The organism is Peribacillus sp. NPDC058075, from assembly GCF_042885195.1.
Lineage (GTDB): Bacteria > Bacillota > Bacilli > Bacillales > DSM-1321 > Peribacillus.
Genome location: NZ_JBHVSL010000016.1, coordinates 1 through 6,160 on the forward strand (window position 1 = coordinate 1; position 6,160 = coordinate 6,160).

A 6,160-nucleotide genomic window follows, 5' to 3' on the forward strand; every position below is an offset into this window, starting at 1 on the left:
AGAACTAAACACGCATGTAAAGTCCATTGATAATGCTCTCCAGCGAGTAAAAAGAAAACTTGAACGGCAACTGGCGATAAGGGTGGCTATCTGATAATTTCATTTGATTTTCTGAATTGGTATATAGTCCCGTTTATTTTTGTGAATATTAAAAATGATTTCAACCTGCTTAGGTAACCTTTTTCTTATGGCACTAACGCGTGCTTTACTTCAATAAGGGAGTTGCTTCGGCAGCTCTTTTTTTAATGAACTAAAGGGGCAGAATAGTTGAAGAAATGATATTATTATGGAATAAATTAACAGACATTTGGGAAGGTTGAGCAAAAGTTGGAGATTTGGAAATTAAGTGAAAAAGTATCGGAAATTAGCGATGTAATACCTTATTATTTTTCTAGTCTATTCTTGTCTTGTATCTCTTTTTCTGTTTTTATAATTGTATTTAGTGGACAACCCTCTTGGTTGCAGTTATTGCCTGTTATGATTTATTCTTTTTATGTTGTTATACCTTATATACTTTTTGCAGTACCATTGCAAATTATATTTAATAAGCGCCCGAGAAAATTTAATGTGTTTTATCTTTTAATTTACATGGTACTTTCTTTTGTAGCAGTATTTATATTTAATGTAATGTTATTTAGAGTTGAACCTACATATTTAGTTAAAACCCAAATATATTACGGTTTTAGTTTTGCAGCAGCTGTTATTTATTGGTTTTGGGATTCTGTCTTCTTACAAAAGAAAAACTGAAATATCCTAGTTCTTTAGCCAACAGGGTGCGTTAGCTGAAGCTCAGAGCTGTCTTTAAGGCAGCTTTTTCTTTATGCAACTATAGGGGCAGGTTAGTTGAAGAACGATTTAAGATGTTACAATTAATTTGGATATTTGAATGTTAATAAAAGTAGGGGGAAAAGAGTGAATATTGAACAAAATTTATATCAAGTAGCGCGGCATTCCGATTGGAGCCTTGATCCTGCGTCCCGCTTAATTCGTCTCCCAATGCCCCAGAGAAAAAGAAGCATTAGTATTACGGTTCTGAGACATATTTGCGATGAAGGATTTTTTGAGTTTGTTCCAGCCGATCGTCATCCGTTCCATCTCCTGAAAAACATGCTTGTGCAGCAGGCTGTGTAACTATTCCAGCGCGTGCCATAGGGATATTGTTTATCACGGCTGGAACTTTTATGCTGAATGAACTGCAATAGGCACCCGGGGTAGCCCTTTTCCGGAAAGATGTTTCGTCCGTACTATTTTTCGATCTTACCGGTATTCATGACTTCAAATTCGCCGCTCTTGAGCTTGTCAAGGTTCGGGGGACGGAATTACCTTCAGAATTTACTTTCACGTGAATCGTTCCGTCTTCCGTCTCCTTTCTTGTTCTTAGGCGCGCCGCGGCTGTCGAAAATACCGTACATCGAATGTATAATTCTCACTCTTCAATTCCATAATAGAAGCATGCGTGCAAATTCAAGGCATGCCAAAACAGGAGGGTGATTATGAAGGCTGTAACTTTCAATGGCGTGAAGAACATGCAAGTGACGCAGGTCGCGGATCCGACGATTGAGAAAAAAGACGGGATTATCGTCAGGATCACCTCGACCGCCATATGCGGTTCCGATCTCCATATATACCAGGGGGCGATTCAAGCCCAAACCGGATACGTGGTCGGACATGAACCGATGGGCATCGTCGAAGAAGTGGGCCCTGAGGTGACAAAGGTCAAAAAAGGGGACCGGGTCGTGCTCCCGTTCAATATCTCGTGCGGCAGCTGTCATTACTGCCAGCATGAAATGGAGAGCCAATGCGACAACTCCAACCCCAATCCCCAAGTAGATACGGGAGCTTACTTTGGGTTTACCGAACGTTACGGGAATTATTCGGGCGGACAAGCCGAATTGCTTTACGTGCCGTACGGCAATTTCATGCCTCTCGTTATTCCGGAGTCATGCGAATTGGAGGATGAGAAGCTCTTGTTCCTGTCCGACGTGCTGCCGACGGCCTATTGGAGCGTGGACAACAGCGGCATGAAGCAGGGGGATACGGTGGTAGTGCTCGGCTGTGGCCCCGTCGGCTTGATGGCGCAAAAATTCGCCTGGATGAAAGGGGCCAAACGGGTCATCGCGATCGACAATCTCCCGTACCGGCTGAACCATGCCAAAAAAATGAATAAAGTCGAAATCTTCAACTTTGAAGATTTCAAAGACATGGGGCTGCATATAAAAGAAATAACGGGCGGGGGTGCGGATGTCGTCATCGATTGCGTTGGAATGGACGGCAAGAAGACGCCATTGGAGGAGGAAGAGCAGAAGGCCAAGCTGGTTGGCGGAACGCTCAGCCCGATCAATATCGCGATGGATGCGGTGCGGAAATTCGGCACGATTCAGATTACGGGGGTATACGGTTCTAAATACAACCAGTTCATGTTCGGAAACATTTGGGAACGAAACGTGAAGCTGACCATGGGACAGGCGCCCGTGATTCATTACATGCCGATGCTGTATCAAAAAATTATGGCAGGCGAGTTCGATCCGACGGAGATCATCACGCATAAAGTGCCGCTCGATCAGGCGCATAACGCGTACAACACCTTTTACAACCATGCGGACGAATGCATTAAATTCGTCCTGAAGCCTTAAATGATGGCATGACAAAAAGTAAGGGACCTTTATAACATATAGAGTGGTTAAGATACTAAATAAATTTCGTAAAACGATGATATAATAAAAAGTTTACCTTAATTTAGTTATAATCTTCAACAATCGGGCGCAATTGTTGAACAACTCCATTTAATAAAATTTTAAAGATAATTTATAGCCCTCAGAAATGAGGGTTCTTTTCTTTTGAGCATGATCTCGCTCATTTCTTTTCCTTCTTTTCCATTTTGGGGTTGAGTCAGGAAAATGCGCATTTACCCTACATTGCTGATTACTTTCATGTCAGTGTATCAAAAGCAGGGTTGCTGGTGAGTCTTTTTGCCCTTACTGTTGCTATATCTGGTCCAACTATGCCGTTATTATTTTCGGGGATAAATCGCAAGAAGGCAATGTTACTTGTACTTGGTATTTTCGTTCTAGGTAACATTGTCTCTATATTTACATCTAATTTTACCATTGCAATAATTGCGCGTGTGATTCCAGCCATATTTCAGCCAATCTATTTTACAGCAGCTTTTATATAGCCATATCATCAATATAGCGTTCTTCCCGGTTTTTTTCTCAGTGTAGCGATATTTATAACCGTTATCTTTATTCGTTTCGTAACTAAGAGTAAAAACAATACGGTCATATCTAGTGTGCAGTTATAATAAAGTTGTTTACTTCTTATAGAACTAACGGGTGCGTAAGCATCATAAAAAGGCCGCCAACTGACGGCCTGCAAAAGAAGGGAGTTATTCTATAGGTCAGGTCAAGTTCACATATAGACAATTTATTTAGAAGTTTTAAGCCTTCCTAACTTCTAAATATCGAATTTGATGTCCGTCTTTTTTATGAACTTTAAATATATATCCCTTCGTGTTCTAGTTCTGTTCCAGTCTCTGCATTGTAGTTTTGAGTTAAAAACCAACCACCTATTGTGTCAATATCATCTCTAAAAAGATTCGTACCTAATAAGAAGTTCACATCTTCAATAAGTAATTTAGAGTCTAAAATAAAGTGATCCTCTGTTATTTTACGAATTTCAGGGACTTCATTTTCATCAAATTCATCCCTAATTTCACCTACTATTTCTTCGAGTATATCTTCAACTGTAACTAACCCAGATGTTCCACCATACTCATCTAGAAGTAAGGCCATATGAGTTCTATCTTTTTGCATCTTCACTAAGTCATGAATCGGTATTGAAGTTAGAGTATAATATTCTTAATAATGCTTAGCAAATATAATGAATTCATAGTGCGCCCCCTAATCAAATCATCATATTGTGAAGGATTGTATTTAAACTAACAGGTGCGTTAGTTCTATAAGACATGAAAGGAGACCGCAATAAAGTGGTCTTTTTTTATTTGTTTTAATATATTTAACAAATCCTTTTTAATACAAACAAGATTAAATTTAGGGAAATGCAAAATCTATTCTCGGGAATAGCCATTTTTTTCTCCTTTCACAAGAACGTTAGTTCGCATATAATGAATGAAAAGGAGTGAACCTTTTAATGGATGCAATTCGTGATAGAGGAATCATTAAATGGCAATCAGCATTGATGTTACCAGAACAAAAAGCATTACATAAAAGAAAGGATAAGGACGATTATTTCTTAAATAAAAAACCTGTCCTTGATGAATACCAGGTTGAAGAATTTGAAAACAACATTCATTATGCAATGGAATATCATTTACCGATAAGCTTTAGATTGCATAACGAGGGAAATCCAATTGAACTGCATGGATACTGTGTGTATATTGATCCTGTCACGAAAGAGTTAAGTATTCAGAAGAAAGATAGTTCCTCCGAGAAAATTAAATTTAATGAAATTATTAGTGTGATCGTTGAGGATTAAAAAAAGTCCTTTTTAAATTCAGGAAGGAAAAGGCACAGAGATTAAGGAGTATACAAATGGAAATTCAGATTGAGGTTCAATTGTTTGCGAATGGTGCTAAGTTCTTACAGTCTGGCAGTTGTTCAGTAATTACAACTGACTTTAGAAAAGAACCGGAATGGACAGCTGCTGTATCAGCTTATGAGTGGATACAAAAGATAAAAAGCTCTGTTCGCTATCCAGGCGACTTTCAAATTGTTAGTGTTGTTTACAACGGAGAAAATGACATTACAGATTTAGTAAGAAAGGTACGCACTATAATAAAAGATGCTTTACCTTTTTAGGATTAATCAACTAAAAATATAATTTAGGGATCTCTTTAGAGGTTCTTTTTTTGTTCATAATTAAAAATTTTATAGGCTAGACCCTAGAAAGGTTTTAGTTTAATAGAATAAATTCCACCTGAATAAGTAAGGGGAGTTTAATTTAATAGAATATACTCCACTTCCATTAAGTAAGAGGGGGAATTTAAATGTTAAATATGAAAATTTATGTTGGCAAGGCTAAGAACAGGTGGAACAGTTTCGCAGTAGGAATAATCGTTGGTATCGGAAATGATCAATATTACATAGTAAGGTTTAGAGATGGAAGGAAAACGTGGATTAGGAAAGATTGGATTGTGTTTTGGTATTAAAAAGCTCCCTGCGGGGAGTTTTTTTAGTTTATAGTAAAATATAGGAAAACATTAAATGGGAGGATGTAAATGAAAATTTTATCAAAGTTATCATTAATCCTTATCTGTGCATATTTTTTGATACCTGCAGCCGAAGATTGGATGACTTGGCCTCCATCTGTTTACATTTTCGATGAAAATGGGAAACTAGTGGATAAATTAGTAGATATACCTTAATGAATCTCTTATGAGTTACTCTAAGCAAGAAAATAAAATAGAACAAGATATCTGATTTAACCAAACCGAATATATACTTACGAAAGAGGTATTCAATTTTATAATCTTATTTGGCTTTTTTGTGCTCCCAAAGCTTTAATTTTATCTAGAGCTTTCTTAATAAATTTTCATTCTCTTTTAATTCAGCGTCTGCTGCTTCAGGAACTGCAAAACGATAGAATACTGTATCTTTTTTATTATTTTCTAAGATGGGAGTATACTAGTATTACTCTTTCCCATTTCTATAATAAAAAACACTCGATTGTTAAATTGATAGTAATTCATAGGATAGTTAGTCTAGTATAAGGGCATGTTCTGATAAAATCTTCAGTTTGCATCCCAGTTGATTAATTTAATGATGAAACACGTACGTGGTTTTGTTGTATTCATTAACAAGAGGGTTTCAAGAGGAAAGTGCTATTAGAGATTCTTATTTTTTGGATTAAATGTTGACACTAGAGAAAAATAGCAGTATGATAATGAAGTCGCCTAATTAACGAGCGATTTAAAAAAAGAAATACTTCGTAGAAGTTGACAACTATTCAACGCTATGTTAAGATGAATTAGTTGAAAAAAACAACAACGAATTGCTCTTTGAAAACTGAACAAAACAAAGCGCCAACGTTAAATTTTTAGTGAGCATACACTATCAAAAAAGCAAATGAGCAAGTCAAACATTTCTTCGGAGAGTTTGATCCTGGCTCAGGACGAACGCTGGCGGCGTGCCTAATACATGCA

The 6,160-nt window shown here is 37.3% G+C and carries 6 protein-coding genes, 1 rRNA gene and 3 pseudogenes; 9 read left to right on the top strand and 1 reads right to left on the bottom strand.

Annotated features, from left to right (window positions below; genetic code table 11):
• The 5 genes and pseudogenes from ACFVS1_RS26705 to ACFVS1_RS26725 form a co-directional block, all read left to right on the top strand.
• Positions 1–94 (top strand): annotated as a pseudogene (locus ACFVS1_RS26705) (RNA polymerase sporulation sigma factor SigH); the annotation flags it as partial.
• A 233-nt stretch (positions 95–327) separates the two neighbouring features.
• Positions 328–747, top strand: coding sequence for a UPF0715 family protein (locus tag ACFVS1_RS26710; protein WP_352928220.1), 420 nt, complete (start codon positions 328–330; stop codon positions 745–747).
• A gap of 165 nt (positions 748–912) precedes the next feature.
• On the top strand, positions 913–1,131 hold the full coding sequence (locus ACFVS1_RS26715; RefSeq protein ID WP_352928218.1) for a hypothetical protein: 219 nt from the start codon (positions 913–915) through the stop codon (positions 1,129–1,131).
• Between the two features lie 362 nt (positions 1,132–1,493).
• The gene (locus ACFVS1_RS26720) at positions 1,494–2,633 is read left to right on the top strand and encodes a zinc-dependent alcohol dehydrogenase (RefSeq protein WP_387552206.1); all 1,140 of its coding nucleotides are present in this window, start codon (positions 1,494–1,496) and stop codon (positions 2,631–2,633) included.
• 239 nt (positions 2,634–2,872) lie between these two features.
• Positions 2,873–3,169: pseudogene (locus ACFVS1_RS26725) on the top strand (MFS transporter); the annotation flags it as partial.
• A 267-nt stretch (positions 3,170–3,436) separates the two neighbouring features.
• Here ACFVS1_RS26725 and ACFVS1_RS26730 read toward each other — a convergent pair.
• Positions 3,437–3,839 (bottom strand): annotated as a pseudogene (locus ACFVS1_RS26730) (transporter associated domain-containing protein); the annotation flags it as partial.
• 310 nt (positions 3,840–4,149) lie between these two features.
• On the opposite strand from ACFVS1_RS26730, the gene ACFVS1_RS26735 reads away from it, so the two are divergent.
• The 4 genes from ACFVS1_RS26735 to ACFVS1_RS26750 all read left to right on the top strand — a co-directional run.
• On the top strand, positions 4,150–4,494 hold the full coding sequence (locus ACFVS1_RS26735) for a YolD-like family protein (protein ID WP_387552209.1): 345 nt from the start codon (positions 4,150–4,152) through the stop codon (positions 4,492–4,494).
• A gap of 56 nt (positions 4,495–4,550) precedes the next feature.
• Complete coding sequence (locus ACFVS1_RS26740) at positions 4,551–4,817, top strand: hypothetical protein (RefSeq protein ID WP_352928118.1); 267 nt, start codon at positions 4,551–4,553, stop codon at positions 4,815–4,817.
• 419 nt (positions 4,818–5,236) lie between these two features.
• Complete coding sequence (locus tag ACFVS1_RS26745; protein WP_352928121.1) at positions 5,237–5,383, top strand: hypothetical protein; 147 nt, start codon at positions 5,237–5,239, stop codon at positions 5,381–5,383.
• 718 nt (positions 5,384–6,101) lie between these two features.
• Positions 6,102–6,160: ribosomal RNA gene (locus ACFVS1_RS26750) — 16S ribosomal RNA — on the top strand; the annotation flags it as partial.

Bases quoted from the DNA above. Each gene is read 5' to 3' on its own strand.
- ACFVS1_RS26720 (WP_387552206.1), top strand. From the start codon at position 1,494: ATGAAGGCTGTAACTTTCAATGGCGTGAAGAACATGCAAGTGACGCAG.
- ACFVS1_RS26735 (WP_387552209.1), top strand. From the start codon at position 4,150: ATGGATGCAATTCGTGATAGAGGAATCATTAAATGGCAATCAGCATTG.
- ACFVS1_RS26740 (WP_352928118.1), top strand. From the start codon at position 4,551: ATGGAAATTCAGATTGAGGTTCAATTGTTTGCGAATGGTGCTAAGTTC.
- ACFVS1_RS26745 (WP_352928121.1), top strand. From the start codon at position 5,237: ATGAAAATTTTATCAAAGTTATCATTAATCCTTATCTGTGCATATTTT.